This window comes from Pinirhizobacter soli, from assembly GCF_015905305.1.
Taxonomy (GTDB): Bacteria; Pseudomonadota; Gammaproteobacteria; order Xanthomonadales; family Rhodanobacteraceae; genus Pinirhizobacter; species Pinirhizobacter soli.
Map to the genome: position 1 here is coordinate 1,454,420 of NZ_JADZLQ010000001.1, position 15,640 is coordinate 1,470,059.

Below are 15,640 nucleotides of genomic sequence, written 5' to 3' on the forward strand. Positions count from 1 at the left end.
GACACGCACCGCTTGGGCGTACAGGCACGGCTGGCGGAAGCGAAGGTATTCATCGCTTCTCTCCAGCAAGGGCAATGCCAGCAAGCATCCAATTCATGTGATCCACGTCCCAAAATTCGAAACCCGAAGAGCAAAAAGACCGGGCTCAGCCCGGAAGCTTGAAGTTCGCCACCGACAGGCGCAGGTCGTTGGCCAGCTGCGCCAGGTTGCCGATCGATTCGGCCGTCTGGCTCGCGCCCAGCGAGGTCTGCGAGGTAATTTCCTGGATCACGTTCATCGTTGCCGAGGTATCGGTTGCCGCGACCGACTGCTGGCGCGCGGCGGTGGAGATGTTCTGAATCAGGCCGGCCAGATCGTTCGAGACGCGCTCGATGTCCCCCAGCGCGGTACCGGCGTCCTCGGCCAAGCGGGCGCCGGCCACCACTTCGGCGGTGGTCTGTTCCATGGAACTGACCGCTTCATTGGTATCGGACTGAATCGTCTGCACCAGGGTTTCGATTCGCTTGGTGGCGCTGGCCGAGCGTTCGGCCAGGCGCTGCACTTCGTCTGCCACCACCGCGAAACCTCGGCCCGCCTCGCCGGCCGAGGCCGCCTGGATGGCAGCGTTCAAGGCCAGGATGTTGGTCTGTTCGGCAATGTCGTTGATCAGTTCCACGATCGAGCCGATCTCTTGCGAGGACTCACCCAGGCGTTTGATTCGCTTGGAGGTTTCCTGGATCTGGTCACGGATCGAATCCATGCCCTGGATGGTTTCGCGCACCACTTCGGCGCCGCGCGAGGCAATCTGCACCGAGCGCTGGGCCACGTCCGCGGATTCAGCCGAGTCGCGGGACACGGTATCCATCGAGGTCGCGATCTGGTTGATGGCGGTGGTGGCCGTGCTGATCTGCGTAGCCTGCTGCTCGGCGGCGTCGGCCAGGTGCATGGCCGTGGCCTGCGTTTCCTGGGCGGCTGCCGACACGCGCACGGCGGTCTCGTTGATCGTGGCCACCAGTCGGCGAAGTTCGTCCACGGCGGAGTTGATCGAGTCGGCGATCGCGCCGGTGATGTCCTCGGTCACGGTGGCCTTCACCGTCAGATCGCCCTCGGCGAGCGTCACCATTTCATCCAGCAGACGGCCAATGGCCGCTTCGTTCTTGCGGTTCAAGGCGTTCGTGGACTCAAATCGCGCTCGCTGGTCGCGGATCTGGGTGATCACCAGCAGCAGGGCGAATACCGCGGCGCCCACGGCACCAAGCAGGCCGAACCAGATGTTCGGGAACAGGCGCGTGAGCGGCAGCTTGCCGATCTGGCTGGCGACGTCGTTGGCGCGAAGGAGCACCGTCTGCGAATCGAGCGAGGCCTGGTTGCCGGCGCGCTTGACGTCCTGCAGGTTGGGCGAGGCGGCCACCAGCTGGGCGACCGGATCGTTCAACTCGCCCCAGCTGGCCTGCATGGCCTCGAGGATCTTCTTGGCGTTGGCATCGCTGATCGGCTTGACCGAATTGTCTTCGCTGCCGGAGGTCAGGCCCTTGAGCACCGCCCCATAAAGCTGGGCGTCGCGGGACAGGCCATCGGCGGCCGGCTGGCCGGCGTCGCCACCCTGCAGGATTTCCGATACGCGGCGGATCATGCGATCGCCCAGCAGCAGCTGGCGGGCGGTGGTGTAGGTCTGTTCCACCGAACCGTTGCGCTGCTGCAGGATGGTCAGCACCTCGTCATTGCGCGCGTTCAGCAACGGCATCTGGCGCGAGAACGTACCCGCTCGCTGGGTGGAATCGATCACCAGCTGCTTGTTGGACAGGATCTTGCCGATGTCCGAATCCAGCTGGTTCCACGCGTTCGTCAGCGCCGCGACCGACTTGCCCGCCGCGGTGGCGTTGTTGTCGGCGTAGGCCGGCATGCGGGTTTTGTCGTCGCCCTTGTTCAGGCGCTGCACGGCCGAATCGATGGTATTGCGGGCAGCCTGCAGCTCGCGGAAGGCGTCGGCGTTACCGTCGGAGGCTTCCAGCGCGTCCTTGGCCGTCTGCTGCGAGATCACCTGGATCTGGGTGGTGAGCCCGACAGCCTGGCGATCCTCGTCGTTCTTGGTATTGAGCATGTAGAAATCGACTGCCGCGATGCCGATGGACAGCACCAGCGCCGCGATCAGGATCAAGTTGCTGCGATCCTTCGCGCCCCCTGTGGTCGTACTCATACTCACCTCGTCACACGCACGTTATACGTCGATCCACATGGCAAGGCAGCCTTAGGACAGGCTGTCTTTGCCTGCGAAGCTTCAAGATCCGCTTCGCCCCCTGTCCGGCGCGCTGCTGCCGGCCTGCTCGGTATTGCCACGCGTGGCCTGCCATCAAGGCTGCCACGCGCTTGTATCCAAACCCGCCCGCTACACCGCGGTCTGACGGAAGTCCGGCGCGCGCACCAGGCGCGTCATGCTCAGCATCCCGTATTCCCGGTCACCCACGGTGACATTTTCCGAAACGAATCGCGTCAGGCGCGGGTCTTCCTCGGTGCCCGCCAGGCGGCGCTGTTCTTCGTCTACCAGGCGCTGTCCGAACACTTCATCGACCAGCAGGCCCACCGTACCGTTCTGCTGGCGCACCAGCAGCAGGCGCGTGCGCTCGGAGGACGGCGTACGGACGTTGAAGAGAAAACGGCCGAAGTCGACCACCGGCACCAGGTTGCCGCGCACGTTGGCCACGCCCATCAGCCATGGCCGGGTGCCAGGCACGGGGGTCAGCGACGGCGGAGCCAGCAATTCGTTGATCTCATCGATGCTGGCTACGAACGAACGCGTGCCCACACGAAAACCGATGCCGCGCCACAGGCTTGGGGCATCGGTCTGCTCGGGGGTCGCCGCCGAATGCGCCAGGCACCGGCGCTCGTAGTAGGCCAGCAGCTCGAACGGGTTGAAGGCGGCGACGTCGGTCATGGGTATGCCTTCAGTGCGGCTTGGGCAGCAGGTTGTCGATGGTGGCGAGCAATTCCTTCTCGTTCACCGGTTTGGTGATGAAGGCCCGTGCGCCTTGGCGAAGGCCCCAGACCCGGTCGGTTTCCATCGACTTGGTGGTGATCATCACCACCGGGACCTCGGCCGTGGCCGGGTCGCGGCTGAGCGTTCGCGTGGCCTGGAAACCATTCATGCCCGGCATGATGACGTCCATGATGACCAGATCCGGGCGGTTGGCGCGGATGCGCTCGATGCCGGCCTCGGCGTTATCGACGCTGGACACGGCAAAACCGGCCTTCTCCAGCAGCGTGGTGAACACGCGCACGTCGGTCGGTGAATCGTCGATGATCAGGATGTTGGGCAAAGCGGTGGTTCCCCTGGTGTCGGGTCGCGGCCTTAAAGCCGCGTCCCCACGAAAAACTGCAATGACTTCGAAAGCGACGTAATCGACGCCTTAAGGCTAGCTGGCGATGGCGTAGCGCTGGATAGCGCCCAAGAGCTCGTCGCGGGTGAAAGGTTTGGTGAGGTATTGCTCGGCGCCGACGATGCGCCCCCTCGCCTTGTCGAACAGCCCGTCCTTCGAACTGAGCATGATCACAGGCGTAGGCCGGAACTGCGGGTTGTTCTTGATCAGGGCGCAGGTCTGGTAGCCGTCCAGGCGCGGCATCATGATGTCGACGAAGATGATATGCGGCTTCTGGTCGGAGATCTTGGCGAGCGCCTCGAAGCCATCGACCGCCGTAAGGACGTCGCAGCCCTCCTTTTTCAGCAGGGTCTCCGCCGTCCGGCGAATGGTCTTGGAGTCGTCGATCACCATGACCCGCAAGCCGGTCAGGCTATTACTGCGTCCGTTTTCGTTCACTACCGCCCCCGTAAACCCCACCACGAAGCCATGCACACGGTAGCGCGATTAACCCTCGCCCGACCGTGCGCCAATCGACGGACCTTGTCCCGATGGCACGCCAAGTGACCGCTCTTCGGCGGTGCACCCCAAGCGTGGCTGTTTAACGCCTGGGTACCGTGCCGTCAAGCAAAACTGACCAAATGCCCGTGTGGCACGCTTTTATGCGGCCATCCCCTACACTTGGAGTTTGCCCCGTCGTTGGCCCTTATCGGCTGTCCGGGGGCCAACTTTAGCTTTCGGAGAGCCCCTCCCCATGCCGCTGCGCGTTGCGGTGCTGATGGACCCCATCAGCCACATCAAAATCGCCAAGGACTCCACCTTTGCCATGCTGCTGGAAGCCCAGCGCCGCGGCCATGGCCTGCTTTACATGGAACAGGGCGATCTGGCCATCCGTGACGGCGTGCCCATGGCCCGGCTGCGCCCCTTGAGCGTACGCGAGGACAAAACCTCCTGGTTCAGCCTGGGCGAGCCTGAATGGCACGACCTGGGCACCGTGGATATCGTCCTGGCCCGCAAGGATCCGCCGGTCGATGCCCAGTTCATCTACGACACCATGGTGTTGGAACTGGCTCAGGGACGGGGTTGCCGGGTGGTCAACGACCCCCGGTCGCTGCGCGACTGCAACGAGAAGCTGTTCGCCCTGCAGTTCCCGCAGTGCATCGTACCGACCCTGGTGTCCCGCGATGCCGGCGAGCTGCGCGCGTTCGTTGCCGAGCAGGGCCAGGCGGTGCTCAAGCCGTTGGACGGCATGGGTGGGCGCGGCATCTTCAAGGTGCGCCATGGCGACAGCAACCTCAATTCCATGCTGGAAACCCTGCTCGACGGCCACCGGCACTTCGCCATCGCGCAGAAGTTCATCCCGGAGATCACCTCCGGCGACAAGCGCATCCTGCTGATCGACGGGGAGCCAGTGCCCTACGCCCTGGCGCGCATCCCGCAGGGCGATGAATTCCGCGGCAACCTCGCCGCCGGCGGCCGCGGCGAAGGCGTGCCGCTGTCCGATCGCGACCGCTGGATCGCTGCCCAGGTGGCGCCGGAACTGCGCCGCCGCGGCCTGCGTTTCGTCGGCCTGGACGTGATCGGCGACTACCTCACCGAGATCAACGTCACCTCCCCCACCTGCATCCGTGAACTCGATGCCCAGTTCGGCCTTAACATCGCCGGGTTGATGTTCGACGCCATTGAGGGGTCATGACCACAAGAGGTTCCGCAGGGCCCGACCTGTTCGGCCCCACCCTGCTGTTTTCCATCGTGTTGCACGGCATCATCCTGCTGGGCGTGACCTTCAGCGCCTCGCGCCCGAAGGCCGGCTTGCCGTCGCTGGATGTCACCCTGGTGGACGTCGCCAACGACCAGTCGCCGGACAAGGCTGACTTCCTGGCCCAGGCCAACAACGCCGGCGGCGGCGAAAGCGACAAGGCCGCACGGCCTTCCGAGCGCGCGTCGGGGCTTCTTCCCACCGACGCCCACGGCACCGCGCCCACGCGGGTGGCGGCTTCCACCGCCAACCCGACGCCGGCCAGAGATCCGCGCCTGGTCACCACGGCCGGCAGCAGCGATTTCACCGTGACGCGCAACGAGGCCAGCACCCGCCAGGACGACCAGGCCTCGGCCGAGGAGACCCGGCGCGCCGAGGAAATGGCCGCCCTCGCCGCCGAGGTGCGCGACCAGTCCGAAAAGTACGCCAAGCGGCCGAAGAAGAAATTCATTTCGGCCAACACCAAGGAATATGCCTACGCCGCCTACATGAACGGCTGGGTCAAGCGCGTGGAACGGATCGGCAACCAGAACTATCCCGACCAGGCTCGCCGCGAGGGCCTGCACGGCGATGTGGTGCTTACCGTCGGCCTTAACCGCGACGGCAGCATCAAGAGCGTGGACGTGATCGACTCCTCCGGACACAAGCTGCTGGACGACGCCGCGCAGCGCATCGTGCGCCTGGCCGGGCCCTTCCCGCCGCTGCCACCTGACAAGACACGCGTGGACGAGCTCTACATCACGCGGACATGGCAGTTTCTCCCCGGGGATATCCTGCGCAACCGCTGACACCCGGAGTGCATCGCGCCCCGCTACAATCAAGCCATGAACCATCCCACCAGCTTCGCCGGCCAATTTCTCATCGCCATGCCGGGCCTCGTCGAGCCACCGTTTGCCCGCGGCGTCACGTTCCTGTGCCAGCACGGCGACGATGGCGCGGTGGGCCTCTTGATCAACCAGATGTCCGAATACCGCCTGGCCGACGTGCTGGCGCAGATGGACCTGGAATGCCAGGACGACGAAATCGCCGACCACCCCGTCTTGATCGGCGGCCCGGTCAAGCAGGAACGCGGCTTCGTGCTGCATCGCGAACCGGGCCAGTGGGAATCGAGCTATCGCATCAACGAAGCCTGGTCGGTCACCACCTCGCGCGACATCCTTGTCGCCATGGCTGCGGGCGAAGGTCCCGCGCAAGCGCTGCTGGCGCTGGGGTATGCCGGCTGGAGCCCCGGCCAGCTCGAACAGGAGCTGATGGAAAACGCCTGGCTCACCACCGAGGCCGATGCACGTGTCGTCTTCGACACTCCGCTTGAAGACCGCTGGAACGCCGCCGCCGGACTGATGGGGGTGAACCCCGCGCAGTTGGCCGGCTATGCCGGTCACGCCTGAAGGCATGGCCTGCCTGTTCGGCTTCGATGTCGGCACACGGTTGATCGGCGTAGCGGTGGGCAACACGCTCACCGCCACCGCCCGCGGCATTGCCGCCGTCGCCGTACGCGAGGGTCAACCCGACTGGACCCGCCTTGATGCCCTGCGGCGGGAATGGCTTCCCGAACGCGCCATCGTGGGCTTGCCGTTCGATGCCGAGGGCAAAGAGCAACCCATGACGCGCACCGCGCGCCGTTTCGGAGCCGTGCTTGCCGAACGCTGGCAACTGCCGGTGGAGTTCGCCGACGAAGGCCACACTTCGCAGGAGGCCGCGCGGCGGTTCGCAGGCCAGCGCGCCGCGGGCCTGAAGAAACGCAGGGATGCCGCCACCATCGATGCCGAAGCCGCGGCGGTGATCCTCGAGGCCTGGCTTGCCCAGGCATGATTCGTAACCAACCGTCCTTCCCTGCCACGAGGGTTCCATGAGCCAACGCCTGCGCCACCTCACCACGCTTGCGGGCCTGCCCACCGAAGCGATCACGCGCCTCTTGGACCGGGCCGAGACGATGCGCGAAGCCTGCGCCCACGGCACGCGCAAACTCAACCTGCTGGCCGGGCGCACGGTGCTGAACCTGTTCTTCGAACCATCCACGCGCACGCGAACTTCGTTCGAACTGGCGGCGCGGCGGCTGGGCGCGGATGTGATCAACTTCGACATCGGGCTTTCCTCCACCGCCAAGGGCGAGGAGCTCTTCGATACGTTGCACACGCTCGAGGCCATGCACCTTGATGCGATCATCGTGCGCCACAAGGAATCGGGCACGCCGGAGTCGCTGGTCAAGCACGCCATGAGCGGGGTGGCGGTGATCAACGCCGGCGACGGCAACCGCGCCCATCCCACGCAGGGCTTGCTCGATGCCCTCACCATCCGCCAGCACCGGCCCGACTTCGACCAGCTCACCGTCACCATCTGCGGCGATGTACTGCATTCGCGCGTGGCGCGCTCGGATGTCCATGCGCTGCAGGCGTTGGGCACAAAGACCATCCGCCTGTGCGGCCCGGCAGCGCTCCTGCCCGGGGCCGAAGAACTACCCGGGGTAGAAATCAGCCACGATTTCGATGCCGCCATCGAAGGTGCCGGCGCGGTGATCATGCTTCGCCTGCAGAAAGAGCGCATGGCGGCCACGGAGCTGCCCGACGAGGCCAGCTACTTCGCCCGCTATGGCCTGGACAAGAGGCGACTGGCGCGGGCCGACAAAGGCTGCCTGGTGATGCATCCGGGCCCGATCAACCGCGGCATCGAGATTGCCCCGGACGTGGCCGACGGCGCCCAGTCGCGCATCCTCGAACAGGTGGGCAACGGTGTATTCGTGCGCATGGCGGTCCTGGCCGAAGTGCTTGGACGCTGAATAAAGCGGAATTTGCCCCGTTTTTGTCGCCTTGCCTCCACTTCTTACGGGCATAATGGGGCTTCGCTCCCGGTCTGGCCGGGTAGCCAACGACACCGAATATGGGGAAAGGAACTTGAAGATGCGACCGACGAAGCGACTGATTGCGCTTGGCCTGGCCACCGCCCTGCTGGCTGCCTGCGGCCACAAGGACAAGGACGCGCCACTGGCCTTCGTGCCAGCCGATACCCCCTATGTGTTCGCCAACATCGAAGCACCGTCCGACGACGTGCGCGCATCGGCCTACAACCAGTGGAACCTTCAGCTTCCCGGCCAGGTGGCACAGCTGAAGACGCTGGCCGACAGCCAGGAGCAGGTCGGCCACACCAACAACGCCAACCTTCTGCGCGCGCTGGTGAAGGAACTGGACGGCAAGAAGGCCGAGGATGTCGTCACCACCCTGGGCATGGATCCGAAGGGCAAGATGGCGTTCTACGGCTTGGGCCTGGCGCCGGTGCTCCGCGCCGACCTCGCCGACCCCAAGGCCTTCAGCGCCTTCGTCGATCGCATGGAAGCCGCCTACGGCCAGAAGTTCGACGTGGCCAAGGTGGGCGATCAGTCTTATCGCAAGGCCGTGTCGGCCGAGTCGGGGACCGAAGTGGTGCTGGCCGTGGTCGGCAAGCAGTTGGTCGCCACCCTGCTGCCCTCCGATGCCGCCGAACCGCAACTGCGCCAGGCACTGGGCCTTGACCGTCCGGAAAAGAACCTGCAAGACGATGGCCGCCTGGAGAAGATCGCCAAGGACAAGGGCTACGAGAAATTCGCCGTCGGCGCCGTGGACATCGCGCACCTGCTGCCGCTGATGGCCAGCGGCAAGGATCCGCTCTTCGCCGCCATGGTGCGCCAGAAGATGCAGGCCGATGCCGCCAAGACCGGCGAGCCGATCACCGCCCAGGCCAACCCTTTCCCGCCGTCCTGCGAAGCCGATGCCACGCGCATCGCCGCACGTTTCCCGTCGGCCAGCTTCGGCTACACCCGGATCGACGCCACCCATCAGGAAACACGCTTCGACATCGCCCTGGCGCCGGACATCACCCAGGCGTTCTCGGGCCTTGAAGTGGAAGTGCCGGGATTGGGCAAGGATTCGGACACCGCGTTCGATTTCGCCCTTGCGCTGCCGGTGAAGCAGATACGCGAATTCTGGACGGCCCAGGCCGACGCCGTCACCGCCAAGCCGTTCCAGTGCCCGGCACTGGCGGGTTTGAACGAGGCCTTCGCCAAGGTGGGTCCGGCCATGCAGCAGGCGGCCATCCCGCCGTTCGGCGACCTGCGCGGCATCCGCATCGCGCTCGATAGCTTCAGCATGCCGCCGGCCGACAAGGCTGGGCAGATCCCGTCCATCACCGGTCGCATCCTGATCGCCACCAGCAACCCGGCGGGCCTGGTGGCCATGGGTAGCGCGGTGATGCCGGCGCTGGCCCAGGTCAAGCTCACCCCCGATGGCAAGCCCGTCGCCCTGCCGGCCGAGATGACAGCGATGGCAGGCGGCCCCGGCTTCGCCGCGATGACCAACAACGCCGTGGCCATCGGCATCGGTGCCGGCCAGGACGCCAAGCTCGGCGACATGCTCAAGGACACCATCGGTGACAAGGGCCGCCAGATGCGCGTGCATCTGAACGGCGACATGTACCGCACCTGGATCGACCTGATGGCCGACAAGGCCGACGCGATGAGCGCTGCCGGCGCCGGCATCGACCCCACCGCCGACCCGGCCACCGCCGAGAAGGCACGCGCCGATGCCGCCGCCCGCTCAAAGGCCCAGTTCGACACCATGCGCGCCCAAGCCCAGCGCATCGTCCAACTCTCCGGCGACGTGACGGTCGACGGCAACGGCCTGGTAATCACCAGCAAGGCCGAAACCAAGTAACTCGCAATTCACCGCGTTGCGAAAAGGGCGCCCACGTGGCGCCCTTTTTTTTCGCTCGGGCGTGGTCGCAGGAGCCGGGGGCGATCAACCTCGTCGCTCCGGTTGCACCGGCGCTTGGGTGAAGAGGCCGCTGCGCGGCAGTTTTTGATGGCTTACGCCCCGGCGCGCCCGCGCTGCGGGCGTGGGTTTTCGAGGCGGCCTGCGGCCTTCGCGAAAACGGCCGACCGAGGCCGGCCCCCTTCGGGCCTTTTTCCGCCCGCAACGCTCGGTTCCACAAGTCGCCGACGAGGTTGATCGCCCCCGGCTCTAGACAGTCCGAGGTGGCTTGATGGGACATCTCATCCTGCCCTCCCATCGCGAACCTCACCGTTCGGCAGAGTCGGCGGGCCGTGGCGGCTCTTCCGCGACAACCTGAACGCTTCACGTGGATTTGCCAACCGGGCGATGAATAAACCGGCAAGTTCCCACGGATCGTTCACTCGTGGGCTGTTTCCATGTTGGCACGGCAAGCGGCGCCTTCGGGTTGTCGGCCGTTGTTCCCATTAACAGGAGTTAGCCACATGAATGCGTCCCTGATTCGCAAGACCATCCTTTCCGCCGCCCTCGTTGCTGGCGTGGCTGCGCTCCCGCTCGCTACGGTGAGTGCGCAGGATTCGATGTCGAAGGACAAGACCAACCAGACGGTGCCTGACAAGGCTGCCGACGGCTGGATCACCACCAAGGTGAAGAGCGAGCTGGCCTCGACCAAGGGCATCAAGTCGACTGATATCTCGGTCGAGACCAACGACGGTGTGGTAGCGCTGTCGGGTACCACCGATAGCGCTGCTTCGAAGACCAAGGCCGAGAAGGTGGCCAAGAAGGTCAAGGGTGTGAAGAGCGTCTCGGCCGATGGCCTGACGGTCGACGCTTCGAAGTAATCACCGCTGTTGTGTAACGAAAAGGGAGCCTTCACGGGCTCCCTTTTTTTGCGTCGAGTGCATGGGTTTGCGGAAGGGACATCAATCGGATGGCGAATTGGCTGGCAAGGGAAAGCTATCCATTGCGTCCTTCCACGGAGATTCCACTGGAAACCGGTTTGGCTTGCATCCGGGGTTGGAGAAGCACTCTTGCAGATAGGCTCGCTCAAACTCAAGCCCTTGATGGAACTTCCCGGCCGGCGACGCTGAATCCATTGGCTGATCCAAATAAAGCTTCGCCTCCTGAAGCGTGGCGCATGCGGCCAATCTACCAATTACCTCGTCGGAGCCGGGTGAACCATCCTGACTGTCACTCAACCCATAGGCCGTCGATTCCGCCAACACGATCAGATGAGCGAGATGCAAGCGTTCGCTGGGCAGCCCGTCCAGGCTAACACTCTCGGTGTCCGAGACCATGACGAAGGCAAGGCGCAAGGCTCTATATAACGGCCCTTCCGGTATGCATACGCCGCAGGCCCAGCTCAGGTCGTCCAGAGTTTGCATTGAAGGAACTGAGCCGGTACGAACCGCATCCTTCAAACTAGGTGCGATCCCCTTGAGGAAGGCGGCAGTGCGCGGAGGTATCGATACATTGAAGATCAGATGCATCACTTCGCCAAAGGCGACGGCGGCCCTGAGCCCTCGGTTACCAGAGGCCTGTAGCGCGTCTGCGCTGACGTCAATCTTTTCGGTCTGATCGATATCGGCCAGAGATCCGTCGGGCAGGTAGGGTCTTGGACTTCCCGGCGCATAAACATTGCCTACGTCAGATACCACTGGCGACGCAGCAGGGTAAGCCATACCCTGCACGGCAGGATTCATCGCCGTTGAAGGTGCAGCAGAAGAGGTAGTGGGAAACATGGATGACCCTCAATAACCGGGGACATCCATCTTATGCGCGCACTTTCGCACATGCTTCCGTGAAACGGTCAGCGTCGCAGCATGCCGCCGAACTGGTTCTTGTCGGACGTTTCCTGCACCGAAACGCCTTCCAGGCCCTGGCTTAGCGTATGCGCATCGCCGCCCTGGGCGAGCTTGATGCGCAGGCGTACCTCGTTCGAGCTGTCGGCGTGGCGCAGGGCATCTTCGTAGGAGATTTCGCCCGCGTGATACAGGGTAACCAGCGCCTGGTCGAAGGTCTGCATCCCAAGGTTGGTCGAGTCGCGCATTACTTCCTTGATCTTGTGGATCTCGCCCTGGCGGATGTAGTCCTGGATCAAAGGCGTGCCAAGCAGGATTTCCACCGCCACACGGCGGGCCTTGCCGTCGGGCGTGGGAATGAGCTGCTGGGCCACGATGCCCTTGAGGTTCAGCGACAGATCCATGAACAGCTGCGTGCGACGGTCTTCGGGGAAGAAGTGCAGGATGCGGTCCATCGCCTGGTTGGCGTTGTTCGCATGCAGCGTGCACAGGCACAAGTGGCCGGTTTCGGAGAAGTTGATCGCGTGTTCCATCGTTTCGCGCGTACGCACCTCGCCGATCATGATCACGTCGGGCGCCTGGCGCAGGGTGTTCTTCAGCGCGTTCTCCCAGCTGTCGGTGTCGATGCCGATTTCGCGCTGGGTGATGATGCAATTCTCGTGCTTGTGCACGTATTCGATCGGGTCTTCGATGGTAATGATATGACCGGTCGAATTGTGGTTGCGGTAACCCACCAGTGCGGCCAGCGAAGTTGACTTACCCGTACCGGTACCGCCGACGAAGATCACGATGCCGCGCTTGGTCATCGCCAGTTGCTTGAGGATCGGCGGCAGGGAAAGATCTTCGAAGGTGGGGATCTTCGATTCGATCCGGCGCAACACCATGCCCACGCAATTGCGCTGGTAGAAGCACGATACGCGGAAGCGCCCTACCCCCGAGGCACTGATGGCGAACTGGCACTCGTGGGTCTTTTCAAATTCCTCGCGCTGCGAGGGTGTCATCACGTTCAGCACCATGTCGCGCGATTGCTGCGCGGTAAGCGGGCTTTGCGTGATCGGGACGATGCGCCCCTGGATCTTCATCGATGGCGCCACGCCTGCAGTGATGAACAGGTCCGAGGCCTGTTTATGCACCATCAACTTCAGGAAGGAAGTGAAATCAAAATCGCTCATGACCAAAGCCCTATCGCCGGCACCCGGCGCCCCTGAGGCGAGGATATACCTGTTTTGGCCCGCACGCGCCCACCCCCGGGAGTGGTACGCCAGAAGGCTGATGCAGTTGGCATTATGGTGGCCGGGGCAGCCATCACGCGCTTGCCCCGGACATCCGTTGGCTTACTTGAACACTTCCTTGTTCTTCGCATAGCCCACCGCCTGCTGGCGGGTGACCAGGCCGCGCTTGACCAGGTCCTGCAGGGTCTGGTCGAGGGTCTGCATGCCGTATTGCTGGCCGGTCTGGATCGCCGAGTACATCTGGGCGACCTTGTCCTCGCGGATCAGGTTGCGGATGGCCGGGATGGCCACCATGATCTCGTGGGCCGCCACGCGGCCGCCGCCGACCTTCTTCAGCAGGGTCTGCGAGATCACCGCGCGCAGCGATTCGGACAGCATCGAGCGCACCATGGGTTTTTCGCCGGCCGGGAACACGTCGATGATGCGGTCGATGGTCTTGGCGGCGGAGGAGGTATGCAGCGTACCGAACACCAGGTGGCCGGTTTCCGCGGCAGTCAGCGCCAAACGGATGGTTTCCAGGTCGCGCAACTCACCCACCAGGATGTAGTCCGGATCTTCGCGAAGCGCCGAGCGCAGGGCCTCGGTGAAGCCGTGGGTATCGCGGTGCACTTCGCGCTGGTTCACCAGGCACTTGTGCGAGGTATGGACGAATTCGATCGGGTCCTCGATGGTGAGGATGTGACCGTATTCGTTCTTGTTGATGTGGTCGACCATCGCCGCAAGCGTGGTGGACTTGCCCGAACCTGTGGGACCGGTGACCAGGATCAGCCCCTGCGGCTGCTCGATCAGCTCGCGGAAGATGCGCGGCGTGGCGAGGTCTTCAAGCGTAAGCACTTCGGAGGGAATGGTACGGAATACCGCGCCCGCGCCGCGATTGTGGTTGAACGCGTTCACGCGGAAGCGCGCCAGGCCCGGGATCTCGAAGGAGAAGTCGACCTCGAAGAACTCTTCGTAGTCGCGGCGCTGCTTGTCCGACATGATGTCGTAGATCAGCGAGTGCACCTGCTTGTGCTCGAGCGCGGGGATGTTGATGCGGCGCACATCGCCGTCCACGCGGATCATCGGCGGCAGGCCGGCGGAGAGGTGGAGGTCGGATGCCTTGTTCTTCACCGAGAAGGCAAGCAGTTCGGCGATGTCCATCGTATTCCCCTGATTTCTTCGTAACGTACGGGCGGTGCGGCCAGCGGCACGGCGAAACGGCAACGGATGACCACCATCGTCGCCGCAGGTCCTGAATGCCAGGTCCCCCTTGCGCGCCTAGGGTAACCACCGCCGCCGGGAAGGGGCAAGCTGCGGGTATATTGTCGCCTGTCGGCGAGTTGACGCGCCTTAGCCCTCCCAAGAAGGAGATCCATGACACGCATAGCCTTCATCGGCGGCGGGAACATGGCACGCAGCCTGATCGGCGGCGTGCTCAAGCATGGCGGCCACGCAGGTTCCATCAGCGTTGCCGAGCCACGCGCCTATAGCTGCCAGGAGCTCGCCCGCGAGTTCGGGGTGGCCACCTACCCGCAGAACGTGCTGGCCGCCGAGGGCGCCGACGTGCTGGTACTGGCGGTCAAGCCCCAGGTGATGCCGGCGGTCTGCAAGGAATTGAAGCACGTGGTGGCGCGCTCGCGGCCGCTGGTGGTGTCCATCGCCGCCGGCATCCGCATCGCCCAGATCGAGCGCTGGCTGGGCGGCCCCCAGGCGGTGGTCCGCTGCATGCCCAACACGCCGGCCCTGATTGGCGCTGGCGCCACGGGGCTGTTCGCCAACGGGCGGGTAGGGCCCCCGCAACGGGCCCTGGCGCAGCATCTGCTGGATTCGGCCGGCCTCACCACCTGGGTCCCGCAGGAAGAAGACCTCGATGTGGTGACGGCGATCTCGGGCTCGGGTCCTGCCTATTTCTTCCTGCTGGCCGAGGCGCTGGAGGCTGCCGGCGTGGCCCAGGGGCTCTCCCCCGAGACGGCCCGTGCACTGGCCGCGCAAACCGCCCTCGGCGCCGGGCGAATGCTCACCGAAGGCAACGAGCCGGCCGCCACCCTGCGTGAACGGGTGACCTCGCCCAACGGCACCACCCAGGCGGCGCTGGAGAGCTTCGCCATGGATCATTTCAACCTTATCGTCGCACGCGCCGTCGACGCCGCCACCCGGCGGGCCGAGGCGATGTCCGCTGCCATGGATGCACAATCGTGAATTACCTCGCCAACGCCGGCGGCCTGGTCATCGGCTTTGTCTTCGGCGCCATCGTTACGCTTTTCGTCCTGCGCTTCCTTGCCGAGGTCTGCCGCGCCGATTTCCACAACCCGCTGTGCCAGGTGCTGTACCGCTATACCAACCCGATCCTGCAGCCGCTGCGCCGGGTGCTGCCGACCTGGCGCCGGTGGAACAGCGCAGCGTTGGTGCTGGCGTACCTTGCCGAGCTGATCAAGCTGTTGCTGGGATTCGCGCTGGTGGGTGCAATGCCCTCGGTGCCGGGCCTGCTGGTGCTGGGGCTGGCCGAACTCGTCGACTATTTCGTGATGCTCTACGTGGTACTGGTGTTCGCATGGTCGCTGATGAGCATGATGAGTACCGATCGCTACCACCCGGTGATCCGCCTGGTGGGCAGCCTGGTGGAGCCGGTGCTGCGGCCCTTGCGCGGCCGCATCGTGCTTGGCGGCCTGGATTTCTCGCCCGCCGTGGTGATCCTGGTGTTGATGTTGCTGCGCGTGACCTTGGTGATGATGATCAGCGACATTGGCATGCGCCTGGCCGGCGGCACCTGACGGGAGTA

The 15,640-nt window shown here is 64.5% G+C and carries 16 protein-coding genes; 9 read left to right on the forward strand and 7 right to left on the reverse strand.

The window, feature by feature from the left end:
• Positions 1-145: 145 nt before the first annotated feature.
• The 4 genes from NDK18_RS06290 to pilG form a co-directional block, all read right to left on the reverse strand.
• On the reverse strand, positions 146-2,176 hold the full coding sequence (locus tag NDK18_RS06290; protein WP_250625165.1) for a methyl-accepting chemotaxis protein: 2,031 nt from the start codon (positions 2,174-2,176) through the stop codon (positions 146-148).
• Positions 2,177-2,365: 189 nt separating this feature from the next.
• On the reverse strand, positions 2,366-2,911 hold the full coding sequence (locus NDK18_RS06295; protein ID WP_250625164.1) for a chemotaxis protein CheW: 546 nt from the start codon (positions 2,909-2,911) through the stop codon (positions 2,366-2,368).
• A 10-nt stretch (positions 2,912-2,921) separates the two neighbouring features.
• A complete protein-coding gene (locus NDK18_RS06300; protein WP_250625163.1) occupies positions 2,922-3,293 on the reverse strand; it encodes a response regulator in 372 nt (123 codons plus the stop codon).
• A gap of 96 nt (positions 3,294-3,389) precedes the next feature.
• The gene (gene pilG, locus NDK18_RS06305) at positions 3,390-3,746 is read right to left on the reverse strand and encodes a twitching motility response regulator PilG (protein WP_250625889.1); all 357 of its coding nucleotides are present in this window, start codon (positions 3,744-3,746) and stop codon (positions 3,390-3,392) included.
• A gap of 340 nt (positions 3,747-4,086) precedes the next feature.
• Here pilG and gshB point away from each other — a divergent pair, with 340 nt between their 5' ends.
• From gshB to NDK18_RS06340, 7 genes are all read left to right on the forward strand, one after another.
• Positions 4,087-5,028, forward strand: a complete 942-nt coding sequence (gene gshB / locus NDK18_RS06310; RefSeq protein ID WP_250625162.1) for a glutathione synthase — start codon at positions 4,087-4,089, stop codon at positions 5,026-5,028.
• Positions 5,025-5,879 (forward strand): energy transducer TonB, encoded by an 855-nt coding sequence (locus tag NDK18_RS06315; RefSeq protein ID WP_250627333.1) that lies wholly within the window; start codon positions 5,025-5,027, stop codon positions 5,877-5,879. Before gshB ends, NDK18_RS06315 begins: the two co-directional genes overlap by 4 nt.
• A 36-nt stretch (positions 5,880-5,915) precedes the next feature.
• Positions 5,916-6,479 carry a YqgE/AlgH family protein gene (locus tag NDK18_RS06320; protein ID WP_250625160.1) on the forward strand — a complete coding sequence of 188 codons (564 nt, stop codon included), beginning with the start codon at positions 5,916-5,918 and terminating at the stop codon, positions 6,477-6,479.
• Positions 6,480-6,483: 4 nt separating this feature from the next.
• Entirely contained in the window at positions 6,484-6,903 is a 420-nt protein-coding gene (ruvX, locus tag NDK18_RS06325; protein WP_250627657.1) for a Holliday junction resolvase RuvX, read from the forward strand.
• Between the two features lie 37 nt (positions 6,904-6,940).
• The gene (locus NDK18_RS06330) at positions 6,941-7,867 is read left to right on the forward strand and encodes an aspartate carbamoyltransferase catalytic subunit (protein ID WP_250627334.1); all 927 of its coding nucleotides are present in this window, start codon (positions 6,941-6,943) and stop codon (positions 7,865-7,867) included.
• Between the two features lie 121 nt (positions 7,868-7,988).
• Positions 7,989-9,773 carry a hypothetical protein gene (locus NDK18_RS06335; RefSeq protein ID WP_250627335.1) on the forward strand — a complete coding sequence of 595 codons (1,785 nt, stop codon included), beginning with the start codon at positions 7,989-7,991 and terminating at the stop codon, positions 9,771-9,773.
• A 560-nt stretch (positions 9,774-10,333) separates the two neighbouring features.
• Positions 10,334-10,690 carry a BON domain-containing protein gene (locus NDK18_RS06340; RefSeq protein WP_250627336.1) on the forward strand — a complete coding sequence of 119 codons (357 nt, stop codon included), beginning with the start codon at positions 10,334-10,336 and terminating at the stop codon, positions 10,688-10,690.
• 81 nt (positions 10,691-10,771) lie between these two features.
• Here the strand turns inward: NDK18_RS06340 and NDK18_RS06345 are convergent, their stop codons facing one another.
• From NDK18_RS06345 to NDK18_RS06355, 3 genes are all read right to left on the reverse strand, one after another.
• Complete coding sequence (locus tag NDK18_RS06345; protein ID WP_250627337.1) at positions 10,772-11,590, reverse strand: hypothetical protein; 819 nt, start codon at positions 11,588-11,590, stop codon at positions 10,772-10,774.
• 68 nt (positions 11,591-11,658) lie between these two features.
• Complete coding sequence (locus NDK18_RS06350) at positions 11,659-12,822, reverse strand: PilT/PilU family type 4a pilus ATPase (protein ID WP_250625155.1); 1,164 nt, start codon at positions 12,820-12,822, stop codon at positions 11,659-11,661.
• Between the two features lie 162 nt (positions 12,823-12,984).
• On the reverse strand, positions 12,985-14,022 hold the full coding sequence (locus tag NDK18_RS06355; RefSeq protein WP_250627338.1) for a type IV pilus twitching motility protein PilT: 1,038 nt from the start codon (positions 14,020-14,022) through the stop codon (positions 12,985-12,987).
• A gap of 213 nt (positions 14,023-14,235) precedes the next feature.
• Here NDK18_RS06355 and proC point away from each other — a divergent pair, with 213 nt between their 5' ends.
• Positions 14,236-15,060, forward strand: coding sequence for a pyrroline-5-carboxylate reductase (proC, locus tag NDK18_RS06360; RefSeq protein ID WP_250627339.1), 825 nt, complete (start codon positions 14,236-14,238; stop codon positions 15,058-15,060).
• The gene (locus NDK18_RS06365; protein WP_250627340.1) at positions 15,057-15,632 is read left to right on the forward strand and encodes a YggT family protein; all 576 of its coding nucleotides are present in this window, start codon (positions 15,057-15,059) and stop codon (positions 15,630-15,632) included. Before proC ends, NDK18_RS06365 begins: the two co-directional genes overlap by 4 nt.
• Positions 15,633-15,640 lie beyond the last annotated feature (8 nt).